The sequence below is a fragment of the Paenibacillus tundrae genome, from assembly GCF_030812775.1.
Lineage (GTDB): Bacteria > Bacillota > Bacilli > Paenibacillales > Paenibacillaceae > Paenibacillus > Paenibacillus tundrae_A.
Genome location: NZ_JAUSTI010000004.1, coordinates 118,935 through 135,965, shown reverse-complemented (window position 1 = coordinate 135,965; position 17,031 = coordinate 118,935). Strand labels below are relative to the sequence as shown.

The following is a 17,031-nucleotide window of genomic DNA, read 5'->3' as shown; positions in this document are numbered from 1 at the left end:
CCTATTCAAATTAAAGCTATACTGTTGTAACACATTGAAATTGTATTGCGTTAAAGTTACTGACATTATATAAGCTGCAATTGTATAATGTCATTGTTGATAGCAACAGTTTTATACAGACTTTTATAGTGATATACACAGTCAACGGTGAACCTCGAGCAAAATAAATATGACTAATGTGATGTATTAGCACACGAAAGGAGTAACGCCCATGATGAATGAGACGATTCATTCCTTTATGACACATAGCTTTGGCACCTGTCGGTACGGCATATGGCTTAAGGATGAGTATGATGTTCAGTGGATTAACTGGCTGCTTGTAGGAGAGATGCCTGACAATATCGAGGAAGGTTCTCTAAGCTTAGAGTGGAAAATCTTTAAATATACGTTTGAATTTCTATCCCATTGCAGTATCCGTGTTGCTGTCGATACCCAGAAGCAGTTGACCCTCCTACAGAGCGAACGTTTGGAATCATTAATCCGAGAAGAGCTGCTTAAACAGCAGATCATGAAGGAGCGTGTACATAATGAACGATGGATGACGGGGTTGAGAGAGCTTACCTGTTCCCTAGAATTAAACGATCTCTTGCTGAAAATTATGGAGAACGCGCTTAAGGTAATCCCATCTTTATCCTGTGGTTTATTTATGATGGTTGATCCCGAATCAGGCAAAATGATTCCTAGAGCCAAGGTTGGTTTTCAAGATAGTGTGTTTCAGTATCAAGGGGAGGTTGATGAAGGAATTACTGGAAAGGTATATAAGGAAGGCATCGGCCGTATATACAGTACTCCGGAAGAGGCATACAAGGATATGGCTAACGTTAATCCGAAGAATGCCAGCATTATTGTTCGTGCATTGCCTGACGGTAGTGTAGCTAAAAGCATGATTGCCGTTCCAGTCACGATGAACACACGTAAAATTGGGGTTATGCTCGTCTATCAATTTACGCAATACAGACGTTTTGCCCCGCATGACCTGAACGTGATGCAAGGATTTGCGGATCAAGCCGCGATCGCCATCTCCAACGCGACCATGTACTCTGAGCTACTGGAGAAGAACCGTTATCTCGTCAGCCGTAATGAAATTCATAATCAGTTTACCAAACTTTCCATTGAACATGGTTCCTTAGGTCACACTATAGAGAAGGTAGGTTCCATGCTTAACTTGCCTACCTATTATATTGATATGGCGAGAAGTGATTGGTATCCTACGATACCGGAGAGTGCGACGCTTCATGAGATCAATATCTATAGTTTAATAGAAACTAACTTCGACCCCATAACTTTGCCTGGAGACGGAAATCTTGACGTATATCTATATCCAATCGTATATGGTGCGCTTGTGCTCGGTTGTTTCCTCATTGAGCTGCATCATCCTCTGCGCCAGCTTGACCATGTTATTCTGGAACAAGGCGGAGCTATTGTCACATTGAATATGATGAATACCTACTCGCTGACAGAGATGACTTATCGCAAAAACCAGGACTATTTCGGTGATCTCGTTCAGTATCGGGAACCTCAGCAGTTAGAGAGCAGGCTCGCCAGCTTTCATTTACCAGCGCATCAATCCCTATTCGTCATTCAAGTTCAGCTTCAGAGCGAGCACCTGGATATGAAAACAACGGAAAACTGGGTGCGTAAGCTGATTGGCTTTATTGATAAGGAGTTAGGTACAACTGAGTATCTTCTATTTAATACGCACAATAAAATAACGATTCTGGCCGCCGCTTCCGATCCTAAAATCCGGCTGCATGTCATAAACACACTCGAAGTAGCCATACAGAAATGGGCCACCTCTAAGACGCCGCAACTCTTAATGGGAATCGGTGGCGTGTACCGTGGTCTGGAGTATGTATCCAAGAGCAATGACGAGGCTGCGCGCGCACTGTCATTTTTGCTGAAACGTAATAAGGTAGGCAGGATGCTCTATGAGGATATTGGCATTAACAAGCTCTTCCTCAATCAAGAGACGTCAGATATCGAAAACTATATTCACGAAGTTCTAGCACCGCTACAGCAGCAGAAATCAGGTGAACTCGAACTTACACTTAAAACGTATATTGCCGAGAACCGTTCCGTTCAGTCTACAGCCGAACGATTGCATATTCATAGCAATACACTTTATTTACGCCTACGTAAAATAGAAGAAATTCTAGGTGTGGATCTGAATGATTCAGAAGGCTGGATGAAGATTTATCTGGCATTTCATTTAAGCGAAGTATACGCCGTTACACATGCACCCTCTATATAAGTTGAACCAATGAATAAGATGTGAATGAAATCAGTGTAATCCATGTAGCTTACGGAAGCTTTCTGGGCTCATGCCGGTATGCCTTTTGAACATGGCGCAAAAGTAACTTGCATTCTCGTACCCCACCCGATGGGCAATTTCGTATATTCGCAGCTGCATCTCGCTAAACATCAATTGCTTGCTGCGATTAATACGCTGTTGATTCACATAGAATAACGGTCTGGTGGATAATGCCCGCTGGAACAAACGACATAAATACTGCGGGGACACCACGGCCACTTCGGCTAGCTCAGCTAGAGACAACGATTGATCTAAGTGCTCAGCGATATACTGCAACACGGGCTTTAACCGCTGTAATTCATCATTGTGATTAGCTGGAGCGATAAGCATGGGTTTAAGATCAAGCAGCAGCGCGTATAACCACTTGGAGCATTCAATCTCATAATCGGTATCTTCCACACTCTCTTCTCTCACAAGCATGTGTTGCAGTCCTTGTAATAGCTTGTTAGATCTCAATCTGCATACGCGCGAATGGGTGATACCCGCATAAGATAGCAACTCACTGGCCTCTCGCCCTTGGAAGGATATCCACGCCAGCTCCCAGTGCTCACTTATCGGGTGATAACGATGCGGAATACCAGGATAGAGGAAAAACACATCACCTGGGCCGACTAGATGCTCCTCATCCTGAATGATCAGTTTCCCTTGCCCTTCAATGACTTGATGGATCTGATAGTCAGGAAAACCCTGCGGACGATCTGTCTCCTTCTGATGCTCCCAATACCCTACTGTAGTCATATAAATCGGCAAACGAGAGGTCTCGTCTGTTTTCCCAAACCTATATTGAGTCTCCACCAGTTCACCACCTTGTCATTTAGTTTCATATTGTGATAGATGTGGGCAATATCCTTTATTTCATAAGTGCCTTTTCAATTTTATAATGACAATATTATAACATTATTGAAGGAGTTGCTGTGATGAGAAACAAATTGAACTACACCCCTCCAGCCAATGGTTATCCTGAATGGAACAATAATCCTGAGACCTTTCAAGTCGGTCGATTAAATGCACATGCTTCAATGATGCCATTTCCGTCTGTTGCGGAAGCATTGAACAATAAAGCAACATCTTCTCCTTGGTACCAGTCCCTGAATGGAATGTGGAAGTTTGCTTTTGCAGAAACACCAGATGCTCGAATCACATCCTTTTACGAGACGAATTACGATTATAGCCAGTGGGACGAGATCCCGGTTCCTTCGCACTGGCAGCTTCAAGGCTATGATTATCCACAATACACGAATATCCGTTACCCATGGTCAGAGCGTGAGCCAGAATTAAAATCACCATTCGCACCAACAACCTATAACCCTGTTGGTTCTTACCTCCGCACGTTCTCCGTGCCTGCTGATTGGAAGGATCGCCCCGTTATTCTCCATTTCGCAGGGGTTGAATCTGCATTCTATGTGTGGGTTAACGGTGAATTAGTCGGTTATAGCGAAGATACCTTCACGCCTTCCGAATTTGACATAAGTGCGTATCTGCATGATGGCGAGAACACACTTGCCGTAGAAGTATACCGCTGGTGTGATGCGAGCTGGCTGGAGGATCAAGATTTCTGGCGAATGAGTGGTATTTTCCGTGACGTATATCTGTATTCTCCTTCACCGGTTCAGATTGCTGACTTCTTCGTACAAACTAACCTTGATGAAGCCTCTCGGGATGCTGAGCTACAGATCGATGTGACACTGTTTAATCATAATACCAGCGTTACAGATGGAATGAGCGTACAGGCACAGCTCTTTGATGCACAGCAGCAAGCGGTGCTGGATCAACCAATACAAGCGGCTGTTTCTTTTGCAAATGATAACAACGAACTAAGCATTCACTTATCTGCAGAGGTAACCAATCCACTGAAATGGAGTGCAGAACTCCCCAATCTATATACATTAGTTCTGTCCATACAGGCAGGCCATGGTGAAACAGTTGAAGCGGTTCGTTCCCGCGTTGGATTCCGTACGTTTGAATTGAAGGACGGTTTGATGAAAATCAATGGTCAACGCATTGTTTTCAAAGGCGTGAATCGCCATGAATTTTCTCCGAAAACAGGACGTGCGATTACCGCTGAGGACATGATCCGTGACATTGAGCTGATGAAATCTTTCAATATTAACGCCGTGCGTACCTCTCATTATCCTAACCAATCGCTCTGGTACGAGCTGTGTGATGAGTACGGCCTCTATGTCATTGACGAGACGAATCTGGAGACACATGGATCATGGTACTACGGACAAAAGGAACTGAATGAGAACAACATTCCTGCAAGCAAGCCAGAATGGCGAGAGAATGTGTTAGATCGCTGTAACTCGATGTTCCAACGGGACAAAAACCATCCGTCCGTCATCATCTGGTCACTGGGCAATGAATCCTTCGGTGGTGACAACTTCATTGCTATGTACGATTATCTGAAGCAGTCTGACCCAACAAGACTTGTTCATTACGAGGGAACGTTCCATTATCGTCCTTCCGATTCAGCAAGTGACATCGAGTCAACCATGTATATCAAACCTCAACAAGTTGAGGAATATGCCCAGCTGAAGGTGCCGAAGAAACCGTATATCATCTGTGAATACAGCCATGCTATGGGTAACTCATGTGGTGGACTGCATTTATACTGGGATGTATTTGACCGTTATGACATTTTGCAGGGAGCCTTTATCTGGGACTGGATCGACCAGGCGCTGCTCACAACTACAGCCGACGGAATTGAATATCTCGCTTATGGTGGGGACTTCGGAGAATCGCCACATGATGGTAATTTCTGCGGAAACGGACTGATCCTAGCAGATGGCTCCGTTACACCGAAGCTTGAAGAAGTGAAGAAATGTTACCAGAATGTTCGTATGGAAGCTGTGAATATACAGGAGGGTATCTTACGTATCCGTAATCTCTTCCTATTCACTGATCTGAGTGAATACGATCTTGTATGGACTTTATTACACGACGGTAGACCTGTCGAGAACGGTAGCCTTGACATTGCCGCGGCACCTGGAGAATCGAGCGAAATTCGGATTCCTTATACACCATCGGCAGATCTGTTCCAAGAAGCGGTATTAACCGTGTCTCTCGTGACCAAAGTTGCAACCAAATGGGCAAGCGAAGGTCATGAAGTCGCTTGGGATCAGTTCGTTGTATCGCCAAGATTGCAACCCAACAAGGTAGCAGAACAAGGCAAAAATTCATTACTCGTAGAGGATGGGCAGAACGAGTTGAGCGTAAGTAGTGAACATGTATCGTTTGTTTTTGACCAAACTACAGGCGCGCTTACATCCTATCAGCTCAACAAGCAAGAGCAATTGCTTGCACCTGTCCGGCCTAATTTCTGGCGTGCGGTGACAGACAACGATCTAGGTAACGGTCTGCCAGAGCGTTCCGGCTTCTGGAAAGATGCTCACGCGACCAGCCAATTAATTCGCTTCGAACATCAAGTGAATGAACAAAACTGCATCGTGACAAGCGATTATACGTGGAAAGCACATCCAGGATGCACATTGTCCATTACGTACAAGATGTTCCCGGATGGCACGCTGGAAATACAGCAGCATCTTATTCCAGGTGAAGGATTACCCGAGCTACCGGAATTCGGCATGCTGCTGCAACTGAATAACGAGCTGGATACGATCGCTTGGTATGGTAGAGGTCCGCATGATAACTATGCAGACCGACTGACCAGTGCAAGATTAGGATATTACACCGGAGCGGTTCGCGATCAATTCGTTCCGTACCTGAGACCACAGGAATGCGGCAACAAAACCGATGTACGCTATGCTGAAATTACGTCAAGCAATAGCACAACCGGTGTCCGCTTCGAATCAGCAACACCGTTCGAGATTAATGCATTGCCGTGGACTCCTGAGGAACTTGAGACACATGACCATGTGTACAAATTACCTCAAAGCACCCAGACCGTCGCTCGCATCAATTACAAACAAATGGGCGTAGGCGGAGATGATAGCTGGGGTGCGCCAACTCATGCGGAATATACATTGCCTGCTAACCGTGCATATCACTTCACTTTTACGGTTAAACCTGTATAACAAAAAGATGTAATTGAGGAAAGCACCAAGAATAGCACTGCTGGACGTATGCCAGTAGTGCTTTTTTTCGCATGATGATTGATAAGAGATATCCGATACGTGATGCAAGATGCTTTACTGTGCAATGCGTAATGTTGAATAACTGATGATTGATATATGATGCGAGACGCTGGATATGTGAAATGAGATGCTTTGCCGCACAATGCGTGATGCTAGATATGTAATGTGAACGATGTGATGCGCGAGCATACGTGCTCAGTTTAAAGTTACTCGAAGAAACATTATAATGAGTGATGGGACAAACATGATATTAATCATTAATCTATTATGAGGTGAGAATTTGCAAGTTCTGTTTACCGTAATATGGATCACTGGCTTACTGGCTTTCTTTGTTTTTCTTGTATCTATGATCTTATCCATGAGAAAACATAACAAGGTAACCATCAAGCATATTATCCTTACGACACTCTGTTTCGCGATGGCTTCCATCGGGATGTACGGCATGTTGGCGTTATCTTCAGACTCTTCCCAAGCTGTTTCTGATCAGACTGAGCAGCAGGCTTCCGGAAGCGAGTCTATTGGGGAAAACACTGGTCATTCCACCCCAACCAATAATACTGGATTCCAGATGACTGCTGGTGATTTTAGAAACAAGTTCAATGCTGCCGTAGGCAAATACCGATTGAACGGTCTGGCAATTACTCGACTGACCATGAATGAGTCATCAACGGATCAGGCGACTTCCACGTTTGAGTATGCATTCAATGATGAGCTTCGCATGGTCGGTGTGTTAGATGCAGATGAACAAATACAGGAAATCAAATTATACGGTACTGGCAATGTCAATGAACCAACACGCGGCGTGCTGCTGACTGCTATTGCCACACTCATTCTAACCACCCATAGCGAGTACACCTATAACGATGCACAAGACGTCATTCAGGATATCGGATTGTTGGATCGTGATGTGAATCAAAATGAGTTTGATGGCATGACAAAACGAGATGGGTTCCAATATGGCTTCCAGGTTCAAAATGATGGGACGTCTGTATTTGATATAACAACGGTGGAATAAGTCTGACACTTGCAAGAAGCCGTCCTATTTTACATGCATACCCACGCAATCATTAGTTGTGACCACTCCAAACTGTATCACTTTCCAAAGCGAGAGCTACTCAAAGGTTATACTCTCGCTTTGATTATTCCAACTCATTTTGAATTCAAGAGGATCTTTCGTGTCTTCCGTAATCGTAATCGTTCCCGACATCTTAAATGGTTTCTTTTGTTCTGAGAGTGAACTGCCCTGTTGATTTATATTCGTGCCGGTAAGGTCAAATACAAAATCTCTTATATACGTTTCATCACCGATATAAGTAATACTATAAATCCCTGTCGATCTTTGCAGGGCTACATCCCAGTGATCACTCTTCCCGTGTAAAATATTATCGTCACCACAGGCTGATAACACAGATAATAGCAATATGATAAAAACAACGCACGCCATTTTGATTCGTTTCATATGATCCCTCCTTTTAAGTATATACCCAAAATATGAGATGTCATATTCGTTCGTTTCACCTCTGAAGGACATCACTCACGATGCTCTGAGCATCGTATTTAACCCAGCCTAGGCAGCACGTTATATCCTTTGTTACATCTTATATTAAAAAAACTCCCTTGCAGGAGTCTATAATTGTTACTTATCCAGTGTAAGTGCTACTTAGCATCTCTTAACCCTATTTCAGGTATATTGGATCATTGTTTACCTGGTGTATCTCTCAATATCATCGTTCACAGATTCATGCATTCTTCTATGATGATCCTCGTGCTGACGAACGTCGTTCTTTAGCTTAGCTAGAAATCCCCATCCCGTGAATGCCATAAACAGCACCCCAATTAGAGCAAATCCAAAGCTATATAGATTCATATAAAAATTAATAAAAATCGCAGCGAGCATTAAACCTAATATCCACAATACCCATTTCGTACTTTTCCGCAAATAAGCTCCTCCTTAATTCCTATAATTCTCATTTATGTATCATTGTACATACGAAGAATAGTCTATTAGGTTTCAATCTCTTATAAATGATACAAAATCTAACTTCCTATAACCTTATTTAAATGAAAAAAGGCTCCCTCTCGGGAGCCTCCGTTCGTTAGCGCATGATAAGGTTTTTACACCTTTATTACATCATGCCGCCCATTCCACCCATGCCGCCCATGTCAGGCATTCCAGCACCAGCACTTGCAGGTTCTGGTTTGTCAGCGATAACCGCTTCAGTCGTCAGGAACATTGCTGCTACGGAAGCAGCGTTTTGCAATGCATAACGCGTTACTTTCGCAGGGTCAACGATACCTGCTTCGATCATGTTAACCCATTCGCCAGTCGCAGCGTTGAAGCCTACGCCTGTTTGTTCTTTTTTCAGACGTTCCACGATTACGGAACCTTCTTCACCAGCGTTAGCAGCGATTGTACGGATTGGTGCTTCCAGAGCTTTCAGGACGATGTTCACACCTGTTTGCTCATCGCCGGACAATGCTACAGCAGCAACAGCTTGATATACGTTCAGAAGCGCAGTACCACCACCGGATACGATACCTTCTTCAACCGCAGCGCGAGTTGCGTTCAGGGCATCTTCGATACGCAGTTTGCGTTCTTTCAATTCAGTTTCAGTAGCCGCACCAACTTTGATTACTGCTACGCCGCCAGACAATTTAGCCAGACGCTCTTGCAGTTTCTCTTTGTCGAACTCGGAAGTTGTTTCTTCCAATTGCGTACGGATTTGGCTTACACGTGCATCGATATCGGATTTGTTACCAGCACCGTCAACGATGATTGTGTTTTCTTTTGTTACACGGATTTGACGAGCTGTACCCAGTTGTTCCACAACAGCGGATTTCAGATCCAGACCCAGTTCTTCCGTGATCAATTGGCCACCAGTCAGGGCAGCGATATCTTGCAGCATCGCTTTACGACGGTCACCGAATCCTGGAGCTTTAACCGCTACAGCATTGAATGTACCACGCAATTTATTCACAACCAACATCGCCAATGCTTCGCCTTCGATATCTTCAGCGATCAATACGAGTGGTTTACCTTGTTGAACGATTTTCTCAAGCAATGGCAAGATGTCTTGCGTGCTGGAGATTTTTTTGTCTGTAATCAAGATGTACGGATTGTCCAAAACAGCTTCCATTTTGTCCGTATCTGTGATCATGTAAGGAGAGATGTATCCACGGTCGAATTGCATACCTTCAACCACTTCAAGCTCAGTAGCGAATCCTTTGGATTCTTCTACAGTGATAACGCCGTCTTTACCTACTTTTTCCATAGCTTCAGCGATCAATTCGCCTACTTCTTCGTCAGCAGCAGAGATTGCTGCAACTTGTGCGATGGATTGTTTTGTTTCGATCGGTTTGGAGATGGATTGCAATTCAGCAACCGCAGCTTTAACCGCTTTGTCGATCCCTTTACGGATACCGATTGGGCTAGCGCCTGCAGTTACGTTTTTCAGACCTTCTGTGATCAGCGCTTGAGCCAATACAGTTGCTGTAGTTGTACCGTCACCGGCAACATCGTTTGTTTTGGTTGCTACTTCTTTAACCAGTTGTGCACCCATGTTCTCAAATGCATCTTCCAGTTCGATTTCTTTAGCGATGGTTACACCGTCATTCGTGATGAGCGGGCTTCCGAATTTTTTCTCAAGTACCACGTTACGGCCTTTAGGACCGAGTGTTACTTTTACTGCATTAGCCAATGCATCTACACCACGAAGCATAGAGCGACGAGCGTCTTCACTGAATTTAATGTCTTTAGCCATGTTAAGAAAACCTCCCTAGTATATTGTTTAAAATGGTACTGCTATATGGTTCGGTTAACCGATAAAATTTGAATTAGTCGAGAATCGCGTGAATGTCGCTCTCTTTCATAATCAAATATTCTTTACCTTCGAATTTGATTTCTGTACCGGCATATTTGGAGAAGATTACGCGGTCTCCTTCTTTCACTTCCAGAGCTACACGTACGCCGTCTTTCAGCACTCCAGCGCCAACAGCAATTACTTTACCCTCTTGCGGTTTCTCTTTAGCAGAGTCCGGAAGTACGATCCCGAAAGAAGTCGTTTGCTCTTGCTCCAATGGTTCTACCAATACGCGTTCACCTAAAGGTCTGATCATGAAAAATAGCCTCCTTTTGAAATTATATAACGTTACATTGTAGGTTGTAGCTATGTATTAGCACTCGACCGTGCCCAGTGCTAACAACCAACTTTATGATACTCAACTTGAAGCATGATTTCAAGTCCTTTTCACGAATTCATGTGATAATTTACGTTCTCTTTACAACGAGCCCTCAGAAATACACTAAAATCCCTGCTGCTCCATGCCGCGCAATTCAAACGCAAGACAATAACAAGCCTTATCCCCGTGGGGTGTTCAGCCCTCTTCCATTGTATCCATTGCTCGGCAAAATATGCCTGCTTGTCCTTTAGATCAGTGAACGACACAGATAAATAGGAATATTAGAGCACTTCAGGACAGAGTTACCCTCCAACGGCTACACTCAAACTTTTGTGTTCAACGAAAAGTTCTAGTCGCACCTTCTTCTGGTCTTCTGTCCTCGCAAAGCTCAATAGAACATTGAATACTTCATGTATGATAACCCTAATAACACTATCGAGTCCTCGTTGCTCTCGAAATCTAACTGTTCATGCTATTATCGTCACTCACCCGGGTATAGCGAGACGCTTCTGCCTCATCAGCAGCTAGCTGCTTGCGATATACAAAGGCCGATAGAAAAACACTGAACTCATACAATAAAAGCAAAGGAATCATCACCAGAAGATCCGATATAAAGTCAGGCGGTGTAACCACTACGGCGATGAAGATCAAAATGAAATAAGCCACTCTTCTCATTTTGCGAAGACGGGTAGGATTCAGTATCCGTATTGCTGTCAGGAACATGATGAGCAGTGGAAGCTCGAACAACAAAGAAACAGGCAGCACAATACCAAACAGAAAACTGAAATATTGCTTCATGCCATATGTCTCGACAAGTCCCATTTTCTCCGTAATCGAAGTTGTAAACGCAAGCGCCATCGGGAAGACGACATAATAGGCAAACGACAGACCGATCAGGAACAAAAGAAACACATACGGTACATATTTCAATGCAGCCTTCCGCTCGATCGGTCGTAGTCCCGGACTTACAAATTTCCAGATCTGAAACACCGTAAATGGCAATGTCACAACCAGTGAAAACAATCCCGCAATCTTCATGTAGATGCCAATACCATCCCAGAAAGAGAAGGCATGCAGCACAAAACCTTTAACCGACTCTGCTTTCGTTAAGTACTCATACACGGGATCTGCTACAAAAAAGCCTACAATTAGACCTAAAACAAAAACGCTCAGCACATAAATCAGCCGCTTGCGCAGCTCGCTCAAATGTTCCACAATTGTCATTTCTTCTGTCTGCTGCGCCATGCTTGCCCCCCATTATTGCCAGCTTAAAATACAAAACCCTTCCGGCAGGAAGGGAATTCTCATTCATGGCCGTCATTACTCCGGCAAGCGTTTGTCTTCAGGCTTATCTACAGGTGCACTCTCCGATGCCAGCGGTTTGGCCTTCTCCTGCTCCTTGCGCTTGGACGCGTCATCATCCGAGATAATCTCGCGTGCACCGTCCTTGAATTCACGAAAAGTACGGCCAACTGCACGTCCCAGTTCCGGAAGCTTGTTTGGACCAAACAACAACAGCGCCACAACAATTAATAAAATAAAACCTGTTGGACCAATTTGACCTAACATCAGTACTCCCCCTATCCCAACCTCAGCAGTTGCGAACCTTTGCACAAAAACTTGAGTGACGCCACGACTGATTTTTTCGATTTACGCCAATCATACCACAGATGTAACCACTTACATAACCCATAATATTCATAAATTATTCAATATTTATGAATGGATTACCTATGGAGATCACATTCAATCTATTGCTTAAACTGTCCTGTAACCATCAGTAGTGCCTCCGGGAGCTGATCCATAATGGCTGCCAAATGCTCGTGTACCCCTTTAGGCGTACCAGGCAAATTGACGATCAGTGTACGTCCACGAATACCACACAAGCCGCGGAACAGCATGGCAGAACGATTTTTGCTCATGACACTATAACGCATGGCCTCAGCCATACCTGGAACTTCTCTCTCAATTACCCGTCTTGTCGCCTCAGGTGTAATATCGCGAATCGCAAGTTCCGTACCTCCTGTGGTCAGTACAAGGTCTGCATGAAAATAATCTGTCATCTCAATTAGTGCCGCGATAATCTCATCGGGTTCATCAGGAACGATGCGGTACTCTACGATCTCCCCACCCAGTTCTTCTTCTACAAGCTCCCGGATGACTTGTGCACTCGTATCCTCACGTTCCCCGCGGGCCCCTTTGTCGCTGGCTGTCAGGATTGCTGTTCTCCACACCATAAAGATCACCCTTCTCCTTTATGAAAATAAATGTCCGTTAAAGAGGTAGTTCAAAAAGTCCGCTTTTGAACACGCACTTATCGATTGAAATCCCCGTTTTTGCCACCACTTTTGGATTGCAGCATCGTCGGACCGATAATCATATCTTTTTGCAAAGCTTTACACATGTCATAGATCGTAAGCGCCGCAGCCGAGGCTGCTGTTAGTGCCTCCATCTCGACGCCAGTCTTACCTTCCGTCTTTACCGTTGCTTCAATCTGTATCTCATCCACACCGTTGTCGTGAAAACGGATGTCCACACCTGTCAGTGCAAGAGGATGACACATTGGAATCCAGTCCGATGTTTTCTTAGCCCCTTGAATACCGGCGATCTGAGCAACAGCCAACACGTCGCCTTTGCCGATGCGCCCTTCTCGGATCGCTTCGAGCGTAGCTGGAGCCATCGTTACTTTGGACACCGCCACTGCTTTACGAACGGTAGCCTCCTTGCCCGAAATATCAACCATTCGAGCCCGTCCCTGTTCATTAAAATGAGTAAACTCCCCTCCGGAAGTCTGTCCGTTGTGTACATCTGAACTCAATACCATCACAACCCTTTATTGATATGTAGTACACCTTTGGTCGTCATCAACAGATCCAGTCGCAAATCGAGCTGTTCCATCGGAATCTCGTCCTGCAATTGCCCTGGTAACACAAGTGCTGCCAACTGTGGTCTTTGACCTGCTTGGGAACATTGGACTGCCAGTGTCTCGGCAAAACGGTCATAATAACCGCCACCATAACCAATCCGGCCGCCCTGACGATCAAACCCCAGACCAGGAACAATGACTAGATCGATATACGGCCAATCCTCCGGCTGAAATACTTCACAGGAATCTTTAGGTTCGGGTATGCCCCATACACCTGATTCAATATCCTGTTCTCCAGCCACCCTCCTCAGTTCCATCCGAGGGGGATTCGCCAGCACTTTCGGGGCAAGCATCACATCCCCATGCGTCCAGCCATCTTCAAACAAAAACGCAGTCGTTGCTTCGCTACGATAGGACAAATAGCTAAAGATCGTTAACTGTGGCTTGTCCAGCCTCAATCGCTGTAGCTCCTGCTTCACTACAAGGCTTATGTCCCCCATCGCATGAAGGCGAAGTGATTCATCCAGCAGATCCCGACTTTGCTTCAGCCGAGAACGAAGCTCGCTCTTGTGTTCCATCCGATCTTGCATGATTTTGAATACCCTCCTGTTGATGTGAAAGGTGAAAAAAGCACGCATTAAAAATAATATTTATATGTTATGACGTGATGTCATCTCGTTGAAATGGTTATCATGAATCATTTTCTGCAAAATACTCATGAATTAACATGCCTTCTTTCAGTTTATCATTGATTGCCCAAAAAGACTACACGGCCCCCCCACTCTCAAGCGGTGCATTTGATCTGTATTTCATGTAAACTGGACTATAGAGGTTGTTCAAAAAGTTCATCCCATCTTCTCGGTACTGACAACCGTACTTTTTGAACAGGCACTTATTGTTATCAAATCACGTACTGGACCGATGGAGGAACTTCATTTTATGTTATTACAAGTATCCGGAATTATTAAACGTTATGGTGTCGATCCAATTTTGGACGGCGTAAACTTACAAATATTAGAACGTGAACGAATTGGCCTCGTCGGTGTAAACGGCGCAGGCAAATCAACGTTGCTCAAAATTATTGCCGGTGAGATGTCCTATGATGGCGGGCAAATTTTCAAATCAAAAGAGACAACGCTGGGTTATCTAGCTCAGAATAGTGGACTGCAGTCCGATCGCACCATCTGGGAAGAGATGATGAACGTCTTCGCCCATCTTACCCAAGCAGAGGCTGAATTAAGACAGATGGAACAGGATATCGCTGACCCTGCCTTCATGGAGGACGAGAAAAAATATGCGGAGCTGCTGGAGCGTTATGCGAAGCGGTCCGATTGGTTCAAGGATCATGGCGGCTATGAGATGGAGACTCGCATTCGAAGCGTACTGCACGGAATGGGGTTTGGTGAATTCGCCGCAGACACGCCGATTGCTACGCTGAGCGGTGGGCAAAAAACACGACTTGCTCTTGCTCGCATTCTGTTACAAGCACCTGACCTTCTCATGCTGGATGAGCCGACGAACTATCTCGATATCCCTACCTTAACGTGGCTGGAGGATTACCTGCGAGGGTATTCAGGCGCGTTGCTGGTCGTATCACATGACCGTTACTTCCTTGACCGACTTGTTACAACCATCGTCGAAATCGAACGGCACCGTTCTAGGAAATATACAGGTAACTACAGTCGATATATGGAACTCAAAGCTGCTGAGTATGAAACGCAGATGAAGCAATATGAGAAACAACAAGATGAAATATCTAAGATGGAAGAATTCGTGCAGAAAAACATCGTTCGCGCTTCAACAACCAAGCGCGCACAGAGTCGGCGCAAAGCGCTCGACAAAATGGAACGTCTCGACAAACCGATGGGCGATCTGAAGAAAGCTCACTTTTCTTTTGAAATAGCCGTCATGTCGGGTAAGGAAGTTCTTCGAGTGGATCAATTGTCCGTTGCATATGAAGAGGGTTCGCCTCTATTTCGCAATGTATCCTTCGACCTGCGACGCGGGGAGACCGTTGCCCTCATCGGGCCTAACGGGATTGGTAAATCTACCATGCTCAAATGTCTTACAGGAAGCTTGCGCCCAGCAGCAGGGGATATTCAATGGGGAGCCAAGGTGCAGATTGGTTATTATGATCAGGAGCAAACAGGCTTAACTCCTACCAACACCGTGCTGGAAGAACTGTGGAGTGCTTATCCTGGTATGGAAGAAGCTCGTATTCGTACAGTTCTGGGAAATTTCTTGTTCAGTGGTGACGATGTGCTCAAAAAAATCTCCTCGCTCAGTGGCGGGGAAAAGGCGCGTGTTTCCCTTTCTAAGCTCATGCTTAAGGAAGCCAATATGCTGATTCTGGATGAGCCGACAAACCATCTGGATTTATTCGCCAAAGAGGTACTTGAAGCGGCTCTCATGGACTACGAAGGCACATTGCTCTTCATCTCCCATGACCGTTATTTCCTCAATAAAATGGCGGAGCGAATTGTTGAATTGCATCCAGGTGGGACGGAGCATTATCTCGGCAATTACGATGATTATGTAGAGAAAAAACAGGAGCTGGAAGATATCGCGCGTGAAGCGGCTGAAGCCAAGACAGCTTCTGCCAAACTCTCGCCTAAAGCGAGCAATGCTCCCTCATCAACAGAAAAATCAGGCGCAGCATCCTTTGAAGCGGATAAACAAGCGAAGCGCGAAGAACGCAATCGACAACGCAGACAAGAAACGCTAGAGTTGAAAATTGCGGAGCTGGAGGATGAGATTACAGGGCTGGAGGCACAGATGGCTCTGCCTGAAGTTTATCAGGATTACATGAAGCTACAGGAGCTGCAAGCCAAATCAGAGGAGCTTAAGCAGCAAGTTGCGACAGCTTATGAAGAATGGGAAGCTCTCGCTTTGGAATAGAGATGCACGCTTCCAATGAAGCATTATAATGTAGTATTGCGTTGATATATCACCTACGATTTATGCATATTCACACCACATATTAAAAGGGGATCTCCCACAGTCACGATGATGACGAGGGACATCCCTTTTTAGCGTTATGTTGATCTAATGAACCTGATACACGCTATCCTCTTCTATTTCCTGAATCTGATATCTAACGAATCATAGAGGCGTTATTTCATCGATTCAATCCATTATTTAGGTTGTGAGACCGTTTTATGAAAGAATAGCGGTACTGAGGTTCGTTACATCTTGCATAATAAGATAATCCGCTTATTAAAAGATGCGGTAGGTTCGTTAGCGCTTGGAGCGAAGAGAGATTTCTTGAGGCAGCCCCATTTTTGTTGATTATGATCGAGTGGGTAGCGTGATCTGATCATTTCCCATTTGTCAAATCCACTCGAATTTTGAAAAATATTTTTTTATTGGATAACCTACGTATTTATCCACAATTAAGCAAGACACCAAGCAGCCCATCAAGCTTAATTAAACGGCGGTAGAATCGCATTTTCAATAAAAATCCATATTTATCCACCGACTTATACACATTATCCACAACTTTGTGGATATACACCTTGGATTCTATCCCCTAAAACCTTATCGTTTCGAAAACGGGTCTGGTTTGGCTCTAGCTTAGTTAC

15 protein-coding genes are annotated in these 17,031 nt (G+C 44.7%); 4 read left to right on the top strand and 11 right to left on the bottom strand.

Annotation, left to right across the window (positions count from 1 at the left end; genetic code table 11):
* Positions 1-211: 211 nt before the first annotated feature.
* Positions 212-2,251, top strand: a complete 2,040-nt coding sequence (locus J2T19_RS08845; protein WP_307214830.1) for a helix-turn-helix domain-containing protein — start codon at positions 212-214, stop codon at positions 2,249-2,251.
* A gap of 30 nt (positions 2,252-2,281) precedes the next feature.
* On the opposite strand, the gene J2T19_RS08840 is transcribed toward J2T19_RS08845, so the two are convergent.
* Positions 2,282-3,106 (bottom strand): AraC family ligand binding domain-containing protein, encoded by an 825-nt coding sequence (locus tag J2T19_RS08840; protein ID WP_239290158.1) that lies wholly within the window; start codon positions 3,104-3,106, stop codon positions 2,282-2,284.
* Between the two features lie 122 nt (positions 3,107-3,228).
* Between J2T19_RS08840 and lacZ the strand changes: the two genes are divergently transcribed.
* Together lacZ and J2T19_RS08830 are read left to right on the top strand one after the other, a co-directional pair.
* Positions 3,229-6,345, top strand: coding sequence for a beta-galactosidase, LacZ type (lacZ, locus tag J2T19_RS08835; protein WP_307214828.1), 3,117 nt, complete (start codon positions 3,229-3,231; stop codon positions 6,343-6,345).
* Positions 6,346-6,823: 478 nt separating this feature from the next.
* Complete coding sequence (locus J2T19_RS08830) at positions 6,824-7,420, top strand: hypothetical protein (protein ID WP_307214825.1); 597 nt, start codon at positions 6,824-6,826, stop codon at positions 7,418-7,420.
* Positions 7,421-7,516: 96 nt separating this feature from the next.
* On the opposite strand, the gene J2T19_RS08825 is transcribed toward J2T19_RS08830, so the two are convergent.
* From J2T19_RS08825 to J2T19_RS08785, 9 genes are all read right to left on the bottom strand, one after another.
* Positions 7,517-7,864 carry a hypothetical protein gene (locus tag J2T19_RS08825; RefSeq protein ID WP_307214823.1) on the bottom strand — a complete coding sequence of 116 codons (348 nt, stop codon included), beginning with the start codon at positions 7,862-7,864 and terminating at the stop codon, positions 7,517-7,519.
* Between the two features lie 243 nt (positions 7,865-8,107).
* Complete coding sequence (locus J2T19_RS08820; RefSeq protein WP_056694375.1) at positions 8,108-8,344, bottom strand: DUF2306 domain-containing protein; 237 nt, start codon at positions 8,342-8,344, stop codon at positions 8,108-8,110.
* A gap of 187 nt (positions 8,345-8,531) precedes the next feature.
* The gene (gene groL, locus J2T19_RS08815) at positions 8,532-10,166 is read right to left on the bottom strand and encodes a chaperonin GroEL (RefSeq protein ID WP_145050416.1); all 1,635 of its coding nucleotides are present in this window, start codon (positions 10,164-10,166) and stop codon (positions 8,532-8,534) included.
* A 73-nt stretch (positions 10,167-10,239) separates the two neighbouring features.
* Complete coding sequence (gene groES, locus J2T19_RS08810; protein ID WP_056694371.1) at positions 10,240-10,521, bottom strand: co-chaperone GroES; 282 nt, start codon at positions 10,519-10,521, stop codon at positions 10,240-10,242.
* 522 nt (positions 10,522-11,043) lie between these two features.
* The gene (tatC, locus tag J2T19_RS08805; protein ID WP_307214817.1) at positions 11,044-11,829 is read right to left on the bottom strand and encodes a twin-arginine translocase subunit TatC; all 786 of its coding nucleotides are present in this window, start codon (positions 11,827-11,829) and stop codon (positions 11,044-11,046) included.
* A 75-nt stretch (positions 11,830-11,904) separates the two neighbouring features.
* Complete coding sequence (locus tag J2T19_RS08800; RefSeq protein ID WP_307214815.1) at positions 11,905-12,153, bottom strand: twin-arginine translocase TatA/TatE family subunit; 249 nt, start codon at positions 12,151-12,153, stop codon at positions 11,905-11,907.
* Between the two features lie 182 nt (positions 12,154-12,335).
* On the bottom strand, positions 12,336-12,821 hold the full coding sequence (locus tag J2T19_RS08795) for a MogA/MoaB family molybdenum cofactor biosynthesis protein (protein WP_056694365.1): 486 nt from the start codon (positions 12,819-12,821) through the stop codon (positions 12,336-12,338).
* Positions 12,822-12,898: 77 nt separating this feature from the next.
* Positions 12,899-13,408, bottom strand: a complete 510-nt coding sequence (gene moaC / locus J2T19_RS08790; RefSeq protein WP_307214813.1) for a cyclic pyranopterin monophosphate synthase MoaC — start codon at positions 13,406-13,408, stop codon at positions 12,899-12,901.
* Positions 13,408-14,040, bottom strand: a complete 633-nt coding sequence (locus J2T19_RS08785; protein WP_307214811.1) for a 5-formyltetrahydrofolate cyclo-ligase — start codon at positions 14,038-14,040, stop codon at positions 13,408-13,410. The genes moaC and J2T19_RS08785 overlap by 1 nt, the downstream gene beginning before the upstream one ends.
* A gap of 349 nt (positions 14,041-14,389) precedes the next feature.
* On the opposite strand from J2T19_RS08785, the gene J2T19_RS08780 reads away from it, so the two are divergent.
* Positions 14,390-16,348, top strand: coding sequence for an ABC-F family ATP-binding cassette domain-containing protein (locus J2T19_RS08780; protein ID WP_307214809.1), 1,959 nt, complete (start codon positions 14,390-14,392; stop codon positions 16,346-16,348).
* A 484-nt stretch (positions 16,349-16,832) separates the two neighbouring features.
* Here the strand turns inward: J2T19_RS08780 and J2T19_RS08775 are convergent, their stop codons facing one another.
* Positions 16,833-16,964 carry a hypothetical protein gene (locus tag J2T19_RS08775; RefSeq protein ID WP_307214807.1) on the bottom strand — a complete coding sequence of 44 codons (132 nt, stop codon included), beginning with the start codon at positions 16,962-16,964 and terminating at the stop codon, positions 16,833-16,835.
* Positions 16,965-17,031: the final 67 nt, after the last annotated feature.

Excerpts from the sequence above, each read along its gene's own strand:
- J2T19_RS08845 (WP_307214830.1), top strand. The coding sequence starts at position 212 with ATGATGAATGAGACGATTCATTCCTTTATGACACATAGCTTTGGCACC.
- lacZ (WP_307214828.1), top strand. The coding sequence starts at position 3,229 with ATGAGAAACAAATTGAACTACACCCCTCCAGCCAATGGTTATCCTGAA.
- J2T19_RS08830 (WP_307214825.1), top strand. The coding sequence starts at position 6,824 with ATGGCTTCCATCGGGATGTACGGCATGTTGGCGTTATCTTCAGACTCT.
- J2T19_RS08825 (WP_307214823.1), bottom strand. The coding sequence starts at position 7,864 with ATGAAACGAATCAAAATGGCGTGCGTTGTTTTTATCATATTGCTATTA.
- groL (WP_145050416.1), bottom strand. The coding sequence starts at position 10,166 with ATGGCTAAAGACATTAAATTCAGTGAAGACGCTCGTCGCTCTATGCTT.
- groES (WP_056694371.1), bottom strand. The coding sequence starts at position 10,521 with ATGATCAGACCTTTAGGTGAACGCGTATTGGTAGAACCATTGGAGCAA.
- tatC (WP_307214817.1), bottom strand. The coding sequence starts at position 11,829 with ATGGCGCAGCAGACAGAAGAAATGACAATTGTGGAACATTTGAGCGAG.
- J2T19_RS08800 (WP_307214815.1), bottom strand. The coding sequence starts at position 12,153 with ATGTTAGGTCAAATTGGTCCAACAGGTTTTATTTTATTAATTGTTGTG.
- J2T19_RS08795 (WP_056694365.1), bottom strand. The coding sequence starts at position 12,821 with ATGGTGTGGAGAACAGCAATCCTGACAGCCAGCGACAAAGGGGCCCGC.
- moaC (WP_307214813.1), bottom strand. The coding sequence starts at position 13,408 with ATGGTATTGAGTTCAGATGTACACAACGGACAGACTTCCGGAGGGGAG.
- J2T19_RS08785 (WP_307214811.1), bottom strand. The coding sequence starts at position 14,040 with ATGCAAGATCGGATGGAACACAAGAGCGAGCTTCGTTCTCGGCTGAAG.
- J2T19_RS08780 (WP_307214809.1), top strand. The coding sequence starts at position 14,390 with ATGTTATTACAAGTATCCGGAATTATTAAACGTTATGGTGTCGATCCA.